General features: G+C 49.1%; 13 protein-coding genes. 9 read left to right on the top strand and 4 right to left on the bottom strand.

The window, feature by feature from the left end:
* The first annotated feature begins 27 nt into the window (after window positions 1–27).
* The 5 genes from MHH93_RS23620 to MHH93_RS23600 all read left to right on the top strand — a co-directional run bounded on the left by MHH93_RS23620 (window position 28) and on the right by MHH93_RS23600 (window position 6,160).
* Window positions 28–1,818: a sensor histidine kinase gene (locus MHH93_RS23620; RefSeq protein WP_500056010.1), complete on the top strand. Its 1,791-nt coding sequence runs from the start codon at window positions 28–30 to the stop codon at window positions 1,816–1,818.
* Complete coding sequence (locus MHH93_RS23615; protein ID WP_500056009.1) at window positions 1,815–2,897, top strand: response regulator; 1,083 nt, start codon at window positions 1,815–1,817, stop codon at window positions 2,895–2,897. The genes MHH93_RS23620 and MHH93_RS23615 overlap by 4 nt, the downstream gene beginning before the upstream one ends.
* A gap of 174 nt (window positions 2,898–3,071) precedes the next feature.
* Window positions 3,072–4,352 (top strand): ABC transporter substrate-binding protein, encoded by a 1,281-nt coding sequence (locus MHH93_RS23610; RefSeq protein WP_500056008.1) that lies wholly within the window; start codon window positions 3,072–3,074, stop codon window positions 4,350–4,352.
* A 99-nt stretch (window positions 4,353–4,451) separates the two neighbouring features.
* The gene (locus MHH93_RS23605) at window positions 4,452–5,336 is read left to right on the top strand and encodes a carbohydrate ABC transporter permease (protein WP_124116573.1); all 885 of its coding nucleotides are present in this window, start codon (window positions 4,452–4,454) and stop codon (window positions 5,334–5,336) included.
* Window positions 5,333–6,160, top strand: a complete 828-nt coding sequence (locus MHH93_RS23600; protein WP_062836914.1) for a carbohydrate ABC transporter permease — start codon at window positions 5,333–5,335, stop codon at window positions 6,158–6,160. The genes MHH93_RS23605 and MHH93_RS23600 overlap by 4 nt, the downstream gene beginning before the upstream one ends.
* Before the next feature lie 168 nt (window positions 6,161–6,328).
* Here MHH93_RS23600 and MHH93_RS23595 read toward each other — a convergent pair whose 3' ends face one another.
* Complete coding sequence (locus MHH93_RS23595) at window positions 6,329–7,822, bottom strand: aminotransferase-like domain-containing protein (RefSeq protein WP_500056007.1); 1,494 nt, start codon at window positions 7,820–7,822, stop codon at window positions 6,329–6,331.
* A 284-nt stretch (window positions 7,823–8,106) separates the two neighbouring features.
* On the opposite strand from MHH93_RS23595, the gene MHH93_RS23590 reads away from it, so the two are divergent.
* Window positions 8,107–8,715 carry a LysE/ArgO family amino acid transporter gene (locus MHH93_RS23590; protein ID WP_500056006.1) on the top strand — a complete coding sequence of 203 codons (609 nt, stop codon included), beginning with the start codon at window positions 8,107–8,109 and terminating at the stop codon, window positions 8,713–8,715.
* A 210-nt stretch (window positions 8,716–8,925) separates the two neighbouring features.
* On the opposite strand, the gene MHH93_RS23585 is transcribed toward MHH93_RS23590, so the two are convergent.
* The 3 genes from MHH93_RS23585 to MHH93_RS23575 form a co-directional block, all read right to left on the bottom strand.
* Complete coding sequence (locus MHH93_RS23585; RefSeq protein WP_500056005.1) at window positions 8,926–9,762, bottom strand: methyl-accepting chemotaxis protein; 837 nt, start codon at window positions 9,760–9,762, stop codon at window positions 8,926–8,928.
* A gap of 211 nt (window positions 9,763–9,973) precedes the next feature.
* The gene (gene moaA, locus MHH93_RS23580; RefSeq protein WP_500056004.1) at window positions 9,974–10,975 is read right to left on the bottom strand and encodes a GTP 3',8-cyclase MoaA; all 1,002 of its coding nucleotides are present in this window, start codon (window positions 10,973–10,975) and stop codon (window positions 9,974–9,976) included.
* Between the two features lie 119 nt (window positions 10,976–11,094).
* Window positions 11,095–13,320: a methyl-accepting chemotaxis protein gene (locus MHH93_RS23575; protein WP_500056003.1), complete on the bottom strand. Its 2,226-nt coding sequence runs from the start codon at window positions 13,318–13,320 to the stop codon at window positions 11,095–11,097.
* A 525-nt stretch (window positions 13,321–13,845) separates the two neighbouring features.
* Between MHH93_RS23575 and MHH93_RS23570 the strand changes: the two genes are divergently transcribed.
* The 3 genes from MHH93_RS23570 to MHH93_RS23560 are packed head-to-tail and all read left to right on the top strand — an operon-like array spanning window position 13,846 to window position 16,398.
* A complete protein-coding gene (locus MHH93_RS23570; RefSeq protein WP_500056002.1) occupies window positions 13,846–14,670 on the top strand; it encodes an ABC transporter ATP-binding protein in 825 nt (274 codons plus the stop codon).
* On the top strand, window positions 14,651–15,463 hold the full coding sequence (locus tag MHH93_RS23565) for an ABC transporter permease (protein WP_500056001.1): 813 nt from the start codon (window positions 14,651–14,653) through the stop codon (window positions 15,461–15,463). The genes MHH93_RS23570 and MHH93_RS23565 overlap by 20 nt, the downstream gene beginning before the upstream one ends.
* A complete protein-coding gene (locus tag MHH93_RS23560) occupies window positions 15,460–16,398 on the top strand; it encodes an ABC transporter permease (protein ID WP_500056000.1) in 939 nt (312 codons plus the stop codon). The genes MHH93_RS23565 and MHH93_RS23560 overlap by 4 nt, the downstream gene beginning before the upstream one ends.
* The last annotated feature ends 77 nt before the right edge of the window (window positions 16,399–16,475 follow it).

The following is a 16,475-nucleotide window of genomic DNA, read 5'->3' as shown; positions in this document are numbered from 1 at the left end:
CTATTTTAGCTCAGGAGTGGATGCGCTGTGTTTACCGAATGTTATCGGAAGCTGACAGATCCTTTCAAACGCAGCATCCGCAATAAATTGATTCTTACCATGACGCTGCTGGCTGTTCTGCCCGTCATTGCCATGACCGCTATGGCAGCCGAGAATACCCGCTCTTCCATGGAAGAGGAGATTATGGAGACCAACCGCGCCAATATGAACTGGGCCTCCATCTATCTGGGAGAACAGTTCGCTCGCATGAACAATATCATCTATTCCATTCAGATTAGTGACGAATTGCATCAGTATCTGGCATTGAACCAGGAAGCGCCGGCAGCCAGCCGATTTGACGAACAGAAGGCCATGTTCAATATGTTGAACAGTGTATACTATTCTGCCGGCAATTATGTATTTGGGGTTGAGCTGTATCTGAAGGAATTGGACACCCTGTTCACCTTCAACTCCATGGATTCTCGCATCAAGGCGGTATCGGAAATACCGGAAGGATATCATGAGCTTTTTGCACAACATAAAGATTTTACGATTATCAATGATCCTGACGATCCGCAAAAGTTCCACATGACCCGCAGCATGAACCGCTTTGAGGATCAGGCACAGATCGGTGCCATCAGTCTGGAGGTCAAGTGGGCTGAGTTCAATCAGACCCTGGAGCTGCTGGATAGCAGGGGGGATTATGCAGTATACATCGCCGACAGTGCGGGCAGCCCGGTCTATCAGCCGAATCAAGACATCCAGCCGTCCGCTGAAGCATTGGAGAGATTGGCAGGCACCAAAGAAAATTCCGGTTTCATCCGTACAGCCAAGGAATACGTATTCTATCATTCCATCGAACCGTCAGGACTGCGTGTGATCAAGATTGTACCTGCCCATGTGATTAACGAGAGTGCCTTGGAAACGATGAAATATGGACTGGTTGTAGGTGGCCTAGCAACCGTCATTTCTGTGGGAATAGCTGCGCTCGTGGCCTGGCGCACCTCGAAGCCCATTGTCCGACTGGCCAATTCCATGAAGGGTATTCAGTTGATTAAGGACAGAGAAGTGGTACGAAGCGGCCGGGTGGATGAGATTGGTCTGCTGGAGAAAAATCTGCATGGCATGTCAAACCGTATCCGGGAACACATTCGGGACAACTACCTGATGAATCTGGAGAAACAGACGGCGGAGCTCAAAGCACTGCAATCCCAGATCCATCCGCATTTCCTGCAAAATACGTTGCAGATGATTGGTGGTATGGTCTATTCGCAAAAACCGGCAGACAGTTATAAAGTCATTCGAGCCTTGAGCGAGATGTTTCGTTATATTGTGCGAGCGCCGGATGGACTTGTCCCTTTACAGTCTGAACTCGATCAGTTGGAACATTATATGCTCATTCAGAAGCAACGTTTTGGCGGCAAGCTTGAATATACACTGGAGATTACCGGAGAACTTCGGGCGTGTTATATTCCCAAGTTGTCTTTACAACCCATTGTGGAGAATGCATTTTTGCATGGTCTGGAGAAGAAACCGGGAGAGTGGAGGCTGGGCATTGAGGTCGTCTGTGAACCTGAAGAGGTAACCATTCGAATTCGTGATAACGGTGTGGGTATGGATGCTGAGAAACTAGCGGAGATGCAGTCCAAGCTGGAGCGACTTACGTGGGAGGCCGATCGGGTATGGAGTTCAGGTACAAGTATTGGACTGGTCAATGCGGCCTCACGAATGGTAATGCATTTTGGACCTGAATATGGAATGGACATGGAAAGTGATTACGGACAGGGGACATGCGTTACGGTACGTATTCCCTGCAATAGAGGAGGCGAAGCCTTGTGAACAAGGAACTGTACAGAGTGCTGCTGGTGGATGATGAACCGTGGAACCGGGATATATTGCGCAACCTGGGGGATTGGAATGAACTCGGCATGACCGTTGCTGGTGAGGCAGAGGATGGCGAGCAGGCCATACAACTGGTCAAGCAGCATCAGCCTCACATTATCATTACGGACATGCGCATGCCCGGCTCAGACGGTGTGGAACTGCTACAGACGCTGAGCGGACAGTATCCACAGATCAAAGTGATTGTGGTAAGCGGGTATGATGACTTCAATTATGCCAAACATGCGATCCGACATCGGGCTGCTGATTATCTGCTCAAACCGGTGAATCCGGATGAACTGAATGCGGTGCTGGCCAAATGTGGAAGAGACTTGGAAAAGGTTGAATCCGCGCCTGAATCATGGGAGGCATACCCATCTTCGTTCGCAGGTGAGTTCTCCCTGTTTCAACAGCAGGCCCGTCTTAGGTTTAATGACCTGAACAGTCAGAGTCTGCGTGAATGGTTCCAGCAATTGCAGCAGAAGCTGGAACGATGCGAGATCCAAAGTCCCCGGCAACTTGGACGGGTCGCCAATGAACTACAGGCATTGCTGGATGAGTTGTGTGTCTCCAATGGCTTGTACGAGCGACCCGAAGCAACAGCGCTACCTCCTTCAACAGCGCTGGCTTCCATTGAATCCACAATCAACTGGATATCCGCGCCGTACTACCAGGCTTTGGAGCAGCTCATTGCGCAGCGTAAATTCAAGAACAAGCTAAACCTGAATGAGGTGAAACAATACATTGAGCAGCACTGTATGGAGATGATTACGCTGGAGCAGCTCGCCCAGATCTTTTTTGTCAGCAAGGAATATCTCAGCAAGGTATTCAAGAAAGAGTACGAGGTGAACGTGACCGACTATGTTGTCCAGTTACGTATGACACGAGCGAAGGAATGGGTGATGGATGAACAGATTCCGTTCAAACATATTGCCGAGATGGCGGGTTATGAGGATGTGTCCTACTTCTATCGGGTATTCAAGAAACATTTCGGAGTTTCCCCGGGAGAGATGCGGAAGGGACAAACTCGTATGTGAAGCAATTCAGGCAGTAGCTCGGATTGATTCGTTCGAGGGAGCACTTGTGGTTGGATTAAGGTTTAAAATAATCCAATAAACGAGTCTAATTTTGTCCAATGAAGCGCTTTCATTTTCTGATATATAATGAGCCTATGAAAGACAAACCAGTCACACACCGGGAGGTCATAAGAGATGAAAGTATGGAAAAGCGTAGCAAGTGCGGTACTGGTCAGTGTTCTGCTCGCAGGTTGCGGTTCCAATGCAGGAACGGACAATGGGCAGGAAGAATCGGCATCAGGCAGCACGGTGTCCCTCAAAGTATTTGTTGCACAACCTCGGCTGAAAGAACATTACGATAAATATATAGAACAGTTCAAAGCCAAAGAGAAAGCAGAGAAAAACATTGAAGTGAACGTGCAACTGGAGATGCCGCCAGCGGACAATGCACCTCAGATTCTGAAGACAAGACTCGCCTCCAATGATGCACCGGATGTGTTCGCACTGCATGCAGTCAATGAGATTCCACCGTTTAGCAAAGCGGGTTATCTGGAAGACCTGTCGGGCCAACCTTTTGTCGATAAATTACTGGATTCGGTGAAACCTTCCGTAACGGATGCGGAGGGCAAGGTCGTAGCAGTTCCGTTGGAAACGTTATCATGGGGCTATCTGTACAATAAAGATATCTTCGAAGAGCAAGGGCTGGAAGTACCAACGACGTTAACAGAAATGAAAGCGGTCGTGGAGAAACTGAAAGCAGCCAACATCACACCGTTTGAACTGTCCTACAAAGAATCCTGGATTCCGCAATTATTCCTGCCGCTCACTGTGGGGGCTTTAACACAGTCGGAGCACAAAGACTTCATCGACAAGATGAATCAGGATCAGGGCTCCTTCTCGGATATGAAAGCGTTGTTCGACGTTTTTGATCTGGTCAATGCGAATGGAACGGACAAAGCGCTGGAAGTGGGCGGAGATGATGGTTCAGCAGCCTTCGCTTCAGGAAACGCCGCGATGTGGATTCAGGGACCATGGTTTGCCGAAACCATTCTGAAGTCCAACCCGGACTTGAACTTTGGTGTAGCACCAATGCCGATCAATGATAATCCGGATGATACCAAAATCAATCTGAGTACTTCCACTTCACTGGCAGTATCGTCATCCAGCAAGAACAAAGAAGTGGCACTCGACTTCGTGAACTACATTCTCGATGACAAGGATTCAAGTGCATTCTACGAAGCACTCAAGTTCAATCCGGTCGCCAAGATCCATGACTTCAAGAGCTTCCCATGGGTAGACGATGCCCTGAAATATGTGAATGAAGGCAAAGCCTATCAGGACCCTTCCATCCCTCAAGCGGTTAAAGATGAATCAGGCAAAGCGTTGCAAGGTTACTACTCCGGGCAATTAAATCAACAGCAGGTTATCGATGCGCTCGACAAAGCGTGGAAATCCTACAATAAAGTCAACAAGTAAGGAGCTGCGAGGCCCAAGCAGATGAAACGGCTGGCAGAACGTTCTTCGTTCCCCCGTTTACAATCGATTATCCGCTTCGAGTGAAAAGGGGGAGAACCTATGGCTACGAATGTGTTCAAGAAGTATCTGTCACTGCTCGCGTTCACTGCGCCTGCCTTTGTCATCTATGCGATTTTCCTGCTGTATCCCACGTTTAGTGGCATGTTCTACAGTCTGACGGATTGGAACGGGCTCAATCGGGATTACAGCTTTATCGGTCTGGGCAACTTTGTGGAATTGTTCAAAGAAGATCCGGACTTTCTGAACTCCCTGTGGTTCACGATGAAATATGTAATATTTATGCTCATTCTGCAAAATGGAATTGCCTTGCTGCTCGCCGTGTTGATTGAATCACGGACGCGCAGCAAAGGGCTATTCCGAACCCTGTTCTTCATGCCTAACATGATCAGTACGATCATCAGTGCCTTCATGTGGACATTCATCTTCTCTCAGGTGCTGCCACAACTCGCACAGAAACTGGCCATTTCGTTCCTGGACCAGCAATGGCTGGGAGATCCGAAGTTTTCATTTTACTCCATTCTGATCGTATCGCTCTGGAACGGTGTGGGGTATATGATGATCATCTATTTGGCCGCTCTCCAGGGTGTGCCGAAAAGTCTCAAGGAAGCGGCTGTTATTGATGGGGCCAACGCATTCCAGGTGCTGCGCAATGTGGTGTTGCCGATGATTACTCATGCCGTGACCATCTGTTTCTTCCTGACGCTGAACGGAGCCTTCAAGGTGTTCGAAGTGGTCTATGGACTGACGGGTGGTGGACCGGGCCGGGCCACACAGGTTATCACAATGAACATTTATGAAGAAGCATTCTCCAACAATTTCAGGTACGGCTATGCGAGTGCCAAATCGGTTGTGCTGTTCATCATCGTACTCATCTTTACACTCATCCAGATCACCGTCATGAAGAAGAAAGAGGTGGAAGCATGAGGATGCAACGACTGAACAGCTATCTGATTCGCCTGCTGCTGATCTTGGGTTCTCTTGTGGCCATGCTGCCGATCTACATGGCAGTAGTGAACTCTTTTAAAACACAAGGTGAGATGTTCCAATCCTTTATCGCGCTGCCGACGACGCTTCACTGGGAGAATTATTCGGACGCATTTAACAAAATCAATCTGCTGGGCAGTTCGATGAACTCGGCCATTGTATCCTTTCTGGGGATCGGAGGAATCGTCTTCTGTGCCTCACTTGCGGGATACAAACTCTCACGTACCTCTGGCCGCTTGAGTAACCTGATCTTCTTCCTGTTTGTTGCATCCATGCTGGTGCCTTTCCACTCCATCATGATTCCGTTGACTCGGGTAGCCAAAGGCATGGGCGTTCAAGGAAGCACGTACGGATTGGCCCTGATCTATATCGGACTTGGTGTGAACATGGCGATCTTCCTCTATCACGGGTTTGTGAAGTCCATTCCGCGTGAATTGGAGGAATCGGCTCAGATTGACGGGTGCAATGAGTTTCAGACTTTTTTCCAGATTATCTTCCCGCTCTTGCTTCCAATCACAGTCACCATCGCGATTCTGGACTTTCTGTGGATCTGGAATGACTTCTTGTTGCCACTGCTCATGTTGACCGATGTGAATCGGTATACACTGATTCTGTCCACAAACATGTTATTTGGGGAATATAACAAGGAATGGCCGTTGATTCTGTCATCCTTGGTACTGACTGCGATCCCGGTTATTCTGATCTATGCTTTCTTCCAGAAGTTCATCATGGAGGGCATTGCAGAGGGTGCGGTCAAAGGGTAAGCGAATAGCAGGATGATACGATGAAATCCCGGAGCACTTTTGGTATCGACCCGCTTTTGGTATTCGATCAAACTTACAAAACTAACGCAAAAAGCCTTGATCTGAAGGACATTGTCCTTTCTGATCAAGGCTTTTTTTGGTTGTGAAATCAGGACCCAGCATTTGAAGTCATGAGCCAGAATCCATGAGCCTGTGTATAGCTTCTGCAAGGCATTGTAACCCGCGCTCCATCTCATCAGGGGAAGCATAGGCGTAAGATAACCGAATATGACTCGCATCCAGCCGGTCATATAGGTAGCCCGGATGGATAAGCACATCCTGTTCCAGGCAGGCATGGAACAATTGGCGGATAGAGAGCGGGGACACAGTGAATTGCAGCCAGATGTAAAAGCCGCCAGCGGGTATGTTCCATTTCGCCATGCCGTCAAAATGACGTTGCAATAGATCCAGCATGAAGTCTCTGCGTCTGCGTAGCTCAGGGCGAAGGCGTTCCATATGTTCTGCATGATGCCCTTCGGCAAACCACAAGGCAGCGGCTTCCTGCGCGAGTGAACTGGTACCGTAGTCGGTCTGCATCTTGATATCTGCGAGCCGGCGTATGACCGGTTCTGGCCCTAACAGCCATCCGAGGCGTAAGCCGGGACTGACTGCCTTCGACAAGGTGCCCATATGCAGCACCCGTCCTTCCTGGTCACGTGCCTTCAGTGATGGCGGAGGTGGGGTGTCCAGCCACAGATCGCTGTAGGCCGAATCCTCCAGAATGGAGATGCCTAATGTTCGAGCGGTGGCCATCAGTTCATCCCGACGGGGATCACTTATCACAGAGCCCGTGGGATTGTGGAAGCTCGGTATCGTATAGAGCAGCGAGATGTGGTCTTGATCTTTTACATGCTGCGAGGCATCTTCCAGGCGTGCAATGTGCAGTCCTTCATCGTCCATCGGGATCCCGCTCATTTTCAACCCTGCCGATTGAAAGGCGTGAATCGAATACAGGTATGATGGTTTCTCCAGCAGAACTGCTGATCCGCGAGGGAGCAGTCCGACTGATATCAAGTGCAGTGCCTGAAGAGAGCCGGATACAATGAGTATGGAATCTGGAGAGGCTTGAATGCCAACTGTCTGCAAATGACTGGATAAAGCCTCACGAAGCTCCAGACTTCCCTGAGGTTCCAGGTAGTTCAGTGTGCGAGAACGTTGGGACAGGGCATGCAGAATATCGTTAAAAGCATCCTGAGGCATCAGCTCCGGGGCAAGCTCCCCTGTACCAAGACGTATGATGCCAGGTCGGAATTCTGCCTGATTAATCTGCTGGATCTCTGGCAGGTTGGGATAGTACCACCCCTCCTCAATGGCTTCATTCCAGTTGGGCATCGCTCCGTGAGCCATGCCATGCCAACCGGAGCCGGAAATATAAGTGCCCCCACCATGTCTGCCTTCAAGCAGACCCGCGGCGGCCAGATTATCAAGGGCAGTGACCAATGTACTGCGGTTTACTCCCATGGACTCAGCCCATATTCGCTGTGAGGGCAGACGATATCCTGCGGACCATTCACCTGTTGTGATTTTCTGGCGGATATAGGCTTCAATCTGGCGATATAAGGGCAAGTCGAGAGAAGGATTCGGCTTCCAGCTCATGTGTAGTCGAGAATCAGAACGTTCCATGACAGGCAGAATCACCTCTGTTTAAATTTACACTTGGTACTTCGATGGCGGAACAACCTTCCGATCGCTGTTATCCCCAGATTTTAAAATTGCTCTTATAAAGGTGAAAATCTGGGGATAAAGGCGAACGCTTCGCTTCTTCAGGTTATTTCTGCCCTCTCCGTTAACGTGTAAATTTTTATTTTTAACTATAACATTTGGTTGGGTCTGATGCCATCCAAGTGGTTGGTTACGTCAGCCCTCAACTGCCCTACGATGGAATACAGAGATAAGGGGGAAGAACGATGGAGGTTGTTATTCACGCAGTGATTCTGGCGTTTGGCCTGATCTTGCCATTGGGTGTACAGAATGTATTTATTTTTAATCAGGGCATGAGTCAGAGACGTTATATACATGCGCTGCCTGCTATAATAACGGCAGGGGTCAGTGATACGTTGTTGATCGGGGCAGCTGTTGGAGGGGTGTCGCTTATTTTGCTGCAATGGCCAGTGCTGGCGAATGTGTTGTATGCCGCAGGAAGTTTGTTTTTGCTGTATATGGCATGGAGTATTTGGAGGTCGTCCGAATCCGTGGAAGGTTCGCAGACGGTTATGTTAGCAGGGCGACAGATTGCGTTCGCCGCATCGGTATCTCTACTCAATCCCCATGCTCTGCTGGACACGGTTGCCGTGATTGGCACCAGTTCACTTCAGTATGAAGGGGTGGAGCGCATCTATTTTGCCCTGACAGCCGCAGTTGTATCGTGGGTATGGTTCTTGGGACTTGCAGGTGCAGGCAGGTTGGTTGGGAGAACGGATCGAACTGGACGCATCAGTCTGGTGTTCAATCGGTTGTCCGCTGTGGTCATGGTCGGGCTGGCGGTTATGATGCTGTGGAAGCTCATCTATGCATAGAAGGACCGTGATATTGCTCATTTTGTTTGGAATAAAAAACTCCCCGTGACGTTAATCACACGGGGAGTTTTATGTAGGTGCTGAATTTGGTTATCAATAGATGCCTGCTGATCTGGTTATTGAGATGAAACATGTAGTGCTCGATACCGCTTCGGTGTTGCGACTTTTATATAGGGTTAATCCATTTAAGTAAAGGTCATCGTATTGAATTTATTCTGCCTTCAGCAGCATGGATTCAATAAATACTTTCAGATCACGGCTTACACTGTTCAACTGATCAATGACCTCGCTGAACTCGGTTACCATCACAGCCTGGTGGTTGCTAGACTGTGAGATGGAGGTGATCTCCTGCTCCATCTGCTGAATGGAATGCTGAACATCTTTCAAGGAACGTTCGATATTCACCGTAGCTTCTTTGGTACCCGTAGAAAGTTTGCGCACTTCGGATGCAACGACGCTGAATCCGGCACCGGCTTCGCCTGCTCGGGCTGCTTCGATAGCCGCGTTCAGGCCGAGTAGATTGGTCTGTTCTGAGATTTCACGGATGAATGCGGCGACTTTGTTAACCTCGCCTGAGTTCTGCACTGCCATACGCGTATTGTCCAAAATCTGTGTAGATGAGGCTGTCAATTGTTCGGATTGAGCGGCTACCGTCTGTACCATATCCGTCAATCTGCCGCTGATGCCTGTAATCAGATCGGTGAAGTACTCTAGCTTTTCTTCATTTTGAAGTGAAAAGCCTATAGCAAGCGTGCCCGCAATCTTTCCTTCCTCATCATAGAGCGGGGTAGCGGCTGAATTGATGGCAGTGCCATAAAATTTGGCATCAATTCGGTTCGCTGAAGTTTCCCCATGTATAAGTGCCCGGCGGAGTGTAGGGTCATCGAGGGAAACGGGGTCTCCAGCCTTGATCCCCAGATCGAGCTCGTTGCTGGGAACATAATACCAGAACTTCTCCGTATCGGTTACTGCAATCATGATATCGTGTTCTTTGAGCATAATTTTAAAATACGGACTCGCTGCTACGAGTGCTTCAACAATGTTCAATAAGGTTCAGCTCCTATAGTGTATGTGTGCATATCATCTAGATGTATTGTATACATCGTCAGAATGAGGTTAATCTTGAAGGCCTGATAAGGGCAATAAGATATATTAATTAAATTTTTAACAAATGAAACAGGAGAATTAATTATTTTCAGAAATTTATGAAAACATGACAAAAAAGCAGGCGAGAACAATCAAGTTCTCGTCTGCTTTGTTATCCACCAATCTGGGACATGCGCCGTACAGTCGGCGTATGAGATTGCATTTTTTGTTCCAAAGCCAGAGCCATCTCATGATTCTTAGGTTTCGTACCCAGCGCTTTGAGGAAAAGCGCCGCCATGGCATCGGGATCATCCACAAAGCGGCGAACATTATACTCATCCGACCAGTAGAGGCAGGCTTTGATATGTCCGTCAGCGGTCAGCCGCAGTCGGTTGCAGTTATCACAGAAGTGATCGCTGACAGGATGAATCAATCCGAATGTGCCTTCGGAACCCACAATTTTCATATTGCGTGATGGGCCATTGCCCGCAGGGCCTGTTGTATTTTCTACCGCCCAGCCTGCCTCAACGCATACATCTGTGACGGCTTCCAGCGGTAAATAGGATTTGCGCCATGAATCCGAAGCCTGTCCAATCGGCATATATTCAATAAAACGCACATGAAGAGGTTGATCCATCGTCATCGCAATGAAATCCTTGATCTCATCATCGTTGATACCCTTCATCAGCACGACATTTAGCTTGATCGGAGCAAGGCCAGCGGCTGTTGCTGCTTCAATGCCTTTCAGTACCTTGTTCACATCCCCACCCCGGGTAATCATGGAGAAACGATCAGCGCGCAGGGAATCCAGACTGATGTTAATCCGGTTCAATCCAGCGTCCTTCAATGCTTGAGCTTGCTTATCCAGTAGAAGAGCGTTGGTCGTCAGTGCAATATCGTCAATACCGTCAATCGCCGAGATCATGCCGACGAGCTTGTGCAGATCCTTGCGCACCAGCGGTTCGCCCCCAGTGAGCCGAACTTTACGCATACCCATCGGAGCAAGCACCTTCAGCACCTGTGCAATCTCTTCGTAACTCATAATCTCATCATGTGGAGCAAACTCCATGCCCTCCGCAGGCATACAATACACACATCGCAAATTACAGCGGTCCGTAACAGAAATACGGATGTAGTCATGTATTCGGCCAAATGAATCCTGAAGCAATTCCATGCAGACCACCCTTTCATCGGTTCAGATTGGAAATCTTCTATTATAAATGATACGACAATTTCAAAAGGAACAGTTGCATCAAATTTTAGCTATTTCTCCAATCCGCGTCAACGATAACGTCAGATGACAGCATTTTTGGCGGGGTGATTCAGATGGAATTGCCCCACAAGTTGTTGCAGGAAGACTGTAATGGCTTCCACATTATGCGAAGAATGCTGGACCTGTAACATATCACGGATCAGCTCCATCATCTCTGCTTCTACCTCAGCGGAAGTCGCCCGATTTTGATGGCTGATTGCAGCAATATTCTCCATCAGCATGACCACCTGATCCACGACTTGTGTGCGCTCAGGTTCTTCAGCGGTAGCATTTTTTAGAAGTTGCGAAGCAGCCTGAACCAGTGTCGTTCCTTCAGCAAGTACCTGATCACCCTCTGTGATTAATTGGGATGCAGCTCCTGCTGCTGTTGAGATCCGGTCCAGAATTTGATGAATATTTTCAGTAGAAGAACGGGATAAATCAGCCAGCTTACGAATTTCCCCTGCCACGACCGAGAAACCTTGGCCATGTTCGCCCACGCGTGCAGCTTCAATGGTAGCATTCAGAGCCAGCAGATTGGTCTGAGCTGAAATTTCATCAATGACAGCTAGTGCGCGGTAAATCTCTTTCATCGTATCCATAAAGGACAGGATGGTACGGTTGGTATCGGATACCGCTCCTGAGATTTGAGTCATTTTATCGCCGATTCGTTCCACTTCCTGCTGGGCCACGCCGATCTGTTCGGTTGCAGAGGTCTCCAGTTGTTGCAGCGTTATGCGCATGTGATCGGCAGCGATCCTGGCCTGATCGAGATCTTCCAGTTGGGTGCGAATGGCCTGAATCATCGAACCCAACTTATAGTTTACACGCTCGGTCGTACCCTGGGTTGTCTCTGTTGAAGTTCGCATCTGATACTGATTATCCATTACGTCTACTGTGGCAAGTTGTACCTTCAGCATAATGCCTTCCAGAGAGTCAATCATGTTGTTGATCCACTTCGCCAGTTCACCCGATTCGTCTTGGGCAAAAGCAGATGTGTCCAGGCGCTGGGTCAGATCCCCCCTGCCTTCCGCATTAATTCGAATAAAACGGCTGATGCGGCGCAAGTCTTCATGAACCCTCCGATATTGGCTACGATGCAGCTGTAATGCAGTGAAGAATCCGAATAACACATTAAATGCTGCTATTGCTGCGGCGCTCCATCCACTTCCGGTGAAGGCATAGACAAGAGCAGCTCCTGCAACGCCTGACAAAAGCGTGAAGAGACTATGCTGTTTGAACTGGCGCCAGCCGATGTTTCGTATCCGATACACTTCCTCCAGATCCCCTTCACACATCATTCCCCAGCGATCAGGACAGTGTGGCAGCTGGAAGGTGATGCCTTTGCCGATCACAGAAATATGTCGGTAATCCGAGTAACCGGGAAAAGCTACGAATAGATTGGAACCATTCTGAATGGTGTTTGCTACTCCGGGGTGAAGTTCTCCTGTTGATGGATCGGTGAACATGAGTTCCAGCTCGGTATGCTCTTTAACAGAAACGATACCCCATTCGGTGGTGACGCCATCTTTGAGATTTTCCCCATGTGTAAAAGTACGATCCTCGAAGCGGCTTCGGGACAAGGCGGTGCCGGGCTTCAGATGGGGCCGTAATGTTGACTCGGCCATAAAGAGGTAATTGTCACCTGAATCGGGATAGATATGACCGGACTCTCGTTGGATCAGGTCACCCAGTACATCCCCGGGTACACGGCTGCATAATGAACCGACATAGCGACCTTCCTGCAGAATTGGGGAGATAAACAGCAAGGTGACATCATCGTGAAAAGCGGACGAGCGTGGACCAATATCCAGCGTGAGTGGATCGGAGTAAGGACCATACAAGCATTTTTTTTCCTGCTGATCTGCTCTGGAGTACTTCAATCCTGGTCCTATCAAAGCTTCGTGATCCGCATAGATCTGTCCAATATGTTTCTTATATGTAGAGAATACCACCTGATTTTGTTCGTTCAGCATAAATAGCTCCGTACTATCAACGGCTCGAATATAACTGGATTGAAACCATGTATCTAATTTGATTCGTTGCTGTGAACCTTCTAATACATCTTGGAAATCAATCGACTGTATCTGCTGAAGCAATCGATCCAGGTGATTCCACTGTTCATCTGCCCAGTCCATCATAAGCTGCCGCCGCGTTTCGGCAATCCCCTCAAAAATCTGTTCTACATCTTCCTTCATATGTGCGTTCAACCGATACGATCGCCACAGCGGCAATCCTTTTCTCCATCTCAGCCAATCAAACATCATGACCACCCCGATTTCTGGATTTGAAAGCTTCGTTCTACTGATCTTTGGATAGACCTATCTATGTGGTTTTCAAAGTGATATATGACAAAAGGAAGCCAGTCCACGAAGCGATTGATCCGGAATAGTGATAACGCCTTCATCATTCAGGAGCTATGACTTACGTGGAAGTGGAAGTCCTTGTACGTCTATTCAATCTTTATACAAGAAAATGAACAAGAATACGAGGGGATATGTCATATTTTCCGAATATTTATTCAATAAATACAAATGATCGTGCGCTTGTTGTTAGGTGAAATAGATGTCAGCTATCTACGAAGAAAACTCACATGGATGTATCTGAGAATTCATCTCATTTTACATTGTGTAACATGAACAGGCCCATACTCAAAACAGACTGTATAATGTAATCCCCGCCCAAAGCGATATAGTATTATCTAACAAGCAAAACCTGTTACGTTCGTGTATATAAACCTCCCATTCAGACTTGGTATGCAATGAAAATAACTTCCACAAAGGAGAATGCCCATGTCCTCCGCACCCTCAGCTACAGCCCCCGAAGCCTGCCATATTGATGTAGATCATGTGTCCGTTGTCTTTGGCACAGGCACACAACAAGTCACTGCCTTGTCGGATGTTACCTTTCAGATCCAGTCCAATGAGTTTGTCTCTCTGCTGGGCCCTTCCGGCTGTGGCAAGTCGACCTTGCTCCGGTTAGTGGGTGATCTACTTCAGCCCACCTTAGGCACCGTTCGCATTGCCGGCCAGGAGCCTGAGCGGGCTCGGCTACAGCGACAGTTCGGTATCGTCTTTCAGACACCAGCCTTATTCGATTGGCGTACGGTTCGTCACAATGTGGAATTGCCATTGGAGCTGCTCGGTACTCGCCGGAAGGAGTGCCGCCGCATTAGCAGTGAACTGCTTGAAATGGTAGGGCTAACCCGCTTCGCCGACCATTATCCATGGCAGCTCAGTGGAGGCATGCAGCAACGTGTATCCATTGCCCGTGCCCTTGCGCTTGATCCGCCACTGCTGCTCATGGACGAACCCTTCTCCGCCTTGGACGAATTCACCAAAGAAAAGCTTCAATTGGAGCTGCTTGAGATCAAACGCTCAACAGGCAAGACTTTCCTCTTTGTCACACACAGTATCCCTGAAGCCGTATTTCTGTCCGACCGAATCATCGTACTCTCGGCGCATCCAGGGCAAGTACATTCCATTCATTCTGTGAATCTGCCCTTTGAACGCCATAGCGAACTGAGAGAAACGGATGCTTTCTACCACATGATCACAACCATTCGCAATTGCTTCTACGAGGAGCGTGATGAATCTCATGTCCCTGCGGTTCTTTAAACCGGGATATCGATCCTGGGTCGTCATCTGGATTATGGCCGTATTGGTACTGTGGGAGGGAATCGCCTGGATGCTCCAACTATTCCTGTCACCCCAGCAGGCGGCGTCTCGCCTTCCTTATCTGCATGATGTGCTTGTAGCCTTGTTTCGTTACTCGGGTACGCTGGCAGAGCAGGGGGCGGTTACGTTTGGCAATGCGGCCATTGGTTTTGCAGGGGGAACGCTGCTTGGCCTGGGTCTGGCTCTGCTCATGAGCGCAGCTGTCTGGCTGGAGCGCACGTTATCGCCATATGTAGTCTCCTCACAGATGGTTCCAGTGATTGGTCTCGCCCCAATTGTGTACGGCATCATCCACAACGCGGAGTGGGCCCGAATGGTTATGGCGGCGTATGTAACTTTCTTCCCGATCATCATCCATACATTAAAAGGATTAAAAAGTGCAGCGCCAGAGCACCTGGAGCTTATGCGTTCCTGTGGAGCTTCACTGACTGCACGATATATCAAATGTCTGCTGCCCTCAGCACTGCCGGGATTATTTTCAGGTATGAAAATAGCTGCTCCGCTGGCGGTGACCTCTTCCATCGTTGTGGAATTGATGGGCGCTCCCGACGGACTCGGCGTCCTGATGGTTAGTTCGTTATATTACGGCCATGCCCAAGTAGGTATGTTCTGGGCCACCATCATGCTTAGCATTGGCATTGGCCTGATCTCGTATCTGGTCATCAGTCTGGCCGAACGTTGGCTGACCCCCTGGCAACCTGAATTCAGGACCAAAGGAGGCGATGCCACATGAGTGAAGGTAGGGTTTTGCAACGGAAACGTGATGAAGGTGTGGCAATTGCTGTTGTAACTGGCGCGGCTGCGCCCCTCACGGGTTCACAGATGACATCTGCTCCAGGATCGGAAATCCATGGACAACAGGGACAAGCCGAAAGGGCCAGGTTGGGCACTGCCGTTCGCAGGCGATCGATTGCACTGAGCATGCTTCCTTGGGGTGCAGGTGTATTATTTCTCTCCTTTTGGCAGCTCAGGTTGTTTCATTGGATATTTTCGCTGGAAAGCTACCAATTGCCTGTGCCTTCCGCGATTGCGGCATCGATACAGGAAAATGCCAATATGCTCTTTCGATATGCGATGTACAGCGGAACCGAAATGCTGGGGGGATTTCTGCTCGGTTCCCTGTTGGGCGCTCTGGCGGCAGCAGGTGCATCGTTCTTTCCCACAAGCGGCAGGGCGGCGGTTACGGTATTGTCGGCACTGAACGCCGTTCCGATTGTGGCCCTTGCCCCGATTATGAACAATTGGTTTGGTGACGGAATCTGGTCGCGTATTGCAGTCGTCACGGTGATTACGATGGCCGCCATGGCCGTCAGCCTGTTCAAAGGGCTGACCTCCATTCAGCCGCAGTACAGTGATCTGCTGAATGGTCTCGCCGCAAGCAGGATGCAGTTTTTTTGGAAGCTCAGACTACCTCATGCGCTGCCTTCCCTCTTCGCCGGTCTGAAGATTAACATGTCGACCAGTATTATCGGGGCCATTGTGGGTGAATTTTTCATTGCTTCCCAGGGGCTGGGGTACTTGCTCTCGGATCAGATTCGACTGGCAAACATGCCACTGGCCTGGTCCTGCATTGTTATCGCCGCCGCGCTTGGCATTGTGCTGTATGAAGCTGTTGTTCTGGCAGAAAAGCGACTCATTCCGTGGAATCGTGCACGCACAGATTCATAACGTACATCAGGAGAGCAACCATAGATTGATAGAGCTGGTGAAGTAGAGCCTCACACTACCTGATTGAAAAATCGTAT

It is taken from the genome of Priestia sp. FSL H7-0729, assembly GCF_038005685.1.
Taxonomy (GTDB): domain Bacteria; phylum Bacillota; class Bacilli; order Paenibacillales; family Paenibacillaceae; genus Paenibacillus.
Note: the sequence above shows the minus strand (reverse complement) of the source record. Positions and strands in the feature narration are given on the sequence as shown.

Bases quoted from the DNA above. Each gene is read 5' to 3' on its own strand.
- MHH93_RS23610 (WP_500056008.1), top strand. From the start codon at position 3,072: ATGAAAGTATGGAAAAGCGTAGCAAGTGCGGTACTGGTCAGTGTTCTG.
- MHH93_RS23605 (WP_124116573.1), top strand. From the start codon at position 4,452: ATGGCTACGAATGTGTTCAAGAAGTATCTGTCACTGCTCGCGTTCACT.
- MHH93_RS23600 (WP_062836914.1), top strand. From the start codon at position 5,333: ATGAGGATGCAACGACTGAACAGCTATCTGATTCGCCTGCTGCTGATC.
- MHH93_RS23595 (WP_500056007.1), bottom strand. From the start codon at position 7,822: ATGGAACGTTCTGATTCTCGACTACACATGAGCTGGAAGCCGAATCCT.
- MHH93_RS23590 (WP_500056006.1), top strand. From the start codon at position 8,107: ATGGAGGTTGTTATTCACGCAGTGATTCTGGCGTTTGGCCTGATCTTG.
- moaA (WP_500056004.1), bottom strand. From the start codon at position 10,975: ATGGAATTGCTTCAGGATTCATTTGGCCGAATACATGACTACATCCGT.
- MHH93_RS23575 (WP_500056003.1), bottom strand. From the start codon at position 13,320: ATGATGTTTGATTGGCTGAGATGGAGAAAAGGATTGCCGCTGTGGCGA.
- MHH93_RS23570 (WP_500056002.1), top strand. From the start codon at position 13,846: ATGTCCTCCGCACCCTCAGCTACAGCCCCCGAAGCCTGCCATATTGAT.
- MHH93_RS23565 (WP_500056001.1), top strand. From the start codon at position 14,651: ATGTCCCTGCGGTTCTTTAAACCGGGATATCGATCCTGGGTCGTCATC.
- MHH93_RS23560 (WP_500056000.1), top strand. From the start codon at position 15,460: ATGAGTGAAGGTAGGGTTTTGCAACGGAAACGTGATGAAGGTGTGGCA.